Consider the following 2,178-nt stretch of genomic DNA (forward strand, 5'->3'; position numbering starts at 1 on the left):
CCGTATCCTTGTCACGGTCCTTGCCTTGGAAGGGTGTGACCGCTCCGTCGATAATCCTGGGTATCTGGAAGATACGCGTTTTGTCACGCGTCTCATAGGTGATCGGCACCTGCTCGACACCGAGGAATTTGCCGACGAGGATTGAGAGCAGCGATGTGGTTCCACCTGCCTTGCCCGTGAAGATCTTTGTCAGCGCCTTGACCGCATAGACAGAGGCGCGGCTGTCGATGAACAGGCCCGCGGTCCAGTTGCCGCGGCTCATATAGCCTGGGATTTCCATGATCAGCCCAAGATTGAGCCCGGACAGATCGACCTCACCGAAATGGCCGGCATCGATGCGAAACCCGGCCCATGTCTGGCAATAGCCTTCGGTCGGCGGATGATTGCCAAGCGAGAGCACGCAAGGGCAAAAAACCGTGCAATTGCAGGAGAGTACGAGCTCTCCCTTCATCGCCCAGCTCTGGTCTGCCATCGATTTTCCCCCACTCACAGCGAGACTACTAGCAGCGCGGCTGCCCAGACAAGCAGTATCGCACCGGCCAGCCGGGTTGGAACCCTGCTGGCCGTTTGTTTTTCGATCAGGGTGAACAGGCCGATCAACGCCATCCAGAAAACGTTCATGACGCCCACGGCGAACATCACCAGCATCAAGGCCCAGCAGCAGCCCAGACACCACAGACCTTGCGCGGCACCGAGCCGAAAGATGTTAAGGGGCCTTGCGCTCCAGCTCGCGAAAAGGATCGAGAACGGGTTCCTGCATTTCTTCAGGCAAGCTTCCTTCAGGCCGCTGAACTGGTAGAGGCCGGCAATCAGCAGAGCGAGCGCACCGGCAATGCCGACGACCGGATCGAGAATCCCGGCTGACGAAGCGAATGCATGGACGGCCAAGGTCAGCGCCGCGAACACAATTGAAGCGGCGAGCCAGACGCTGAGATAGCCGGCGACCAGCAGCAGCGGGTGAACGACCGGTTCGCCCTTGATGCGTGCCGTGTCAGCGATCTCGCAATAGGTGCGTATCATCGGCGCCGCCGAAGGCAGCATCGTCGCGATCGCCATCAGGAACCACATCGAAACGAGCGCGCCGGCCCGCAAGCCGAGACCTGCGTCCAAAGGCACCGGTGAGAGGCACAGCACAAAGAACCGTTCCAGGAAATCGGGCAGCGGCAGTTGCGGCAGGCTGCGAAGGATCGTGTCGCCAGGGGCGCCGACGCCCGCAATCCCTGTTTCAGCCCCGCGGATTGCCATCGCCGCAAGAGACAGCCATGCAAGCAGGATGCAAGCGCCGACAACGACGTTTACCGTAACCCGGGGATTGCGCGCGATGCCGGCCATGGCGCGGCCGGCGCGGTCGAGATGGCTGAAGTCGTCCTGCTGGCCGGTCATGACATCCGAATGGGCCGAATCGCCGCGTTGATCAAGCGGCATGATCTGACCTATATGCTGATCGAACGGCAGGTCGGGTGGACCGCCTCGCATTGCAAGCCGGAAGCCGATCTTGGAGCATCAGCAAACTGCGCGGATACTGGTTGCCGGCACGGGGCCGGCAGGGCTGATCGCGGCACTGGGTTTTGCCGCCGAAGGTTTCCCGGTGACACTGGTCGGGCCGGAGGCCACCGCCCCCGATGGTCGCACGACGGCCCTGATGAACCCTGCCTTGAAAGTGCTCGACCGGCTCGGCGTGCTCGAAGCCGTCGTATCCAAGGCGGCGCCTTTGAAGGTGATGCGCATCGTCGATGCCACCAGCCGGCTGATCCGCAGCCCGGTCGTCACCTTCCGCGCCAGCGAGATCGACGAGGATGAATTCGGGCTGAATCTTCCCAACAGCGTCCTCACCCCGGCACTCGCCAGCGCCGTTGCCGCGCGCGCCGGCATCGACTGGCTGAGGTCGATGGTGGCGAACTGGCATCTCGATGCCGAGCATGTTCGTGCCGGCCTCGCCGACGGCAGCTCGGTTGACGCATCGCTGGCGGTCGCCGCTGACGGACGCTTGTCACCGGCGCGCCAGGCGGCCGGCATCTCGACCTCGGCCCGCTCCTATCCGCAGGCAGCTCTCGTCCTCAATTTCGGCCATAGCGGCGATCACGCCTTCACCTCGACGGAATTCCACACCGAGACCGGTCCGTTCACGCAGGTCCCGCTGCCCGGCAATCGCTCCAGCCTGGTCTGGGTGGTCAAGCC

The 2,178-nt window shown here is 63.1% G+C and carries 3 protein-coding genes; 1 reads left to right on the forward strand and 2 read right to left on the reverse strand.

What is annotated here, in order from left to right:
- Both EN879_RS33005 and EN879_RS33010 read right to left on the reverse strand, forming a co-directional pair.
- On the reverse strand, positions 1 to 472 hold a 472-nt coding region (locus EN879_RS33005; RefSeq protein ID WP_127274563.1), incomplete at its 3' end, for a DUF1326 domain-containing protein.
- 14 nt (positions 473 to 486) lie between these two features.
- The gene (locus EN879_RS33010) at positions 487 to 1,425 is read right to left on the reverse strand and encodes a DUF2182 domain-containing protein (RefSeq protein WP_082826671.1); all 939 of its coding nucleotides are present in this window, start codon (positions 1,423 to 1,425) and stop codon (positions 487 to 489) included.
- A gap of 70 nt (positions 1,426 to 1,495) precedes the next feature.
- On the opposite strand from EN879_RS33010, the gene EN879_RS33015 reads away from it, so the two are divergent.
- The coding region (locus tag EN879_RS33015) for an FAD-dependent monooxygenase (RefSeq protein WP_206521052.1) at positions 1,496 to 2,178 on the forward strand (683 nt) is incomplete at its 3' end.

Source organism: Mesorhizobium sp. M7A.F.Ca.AU.002.02.1.1 (assembly GCF_003998535.1).
GTDB classification, from domain to species: Bacteria; Pseudomonadota; Alphaproteobacteria; order Rhizobiales; family Rhizobiaceae; genus Mesorhizobium; species Mesorhizobium ciceri.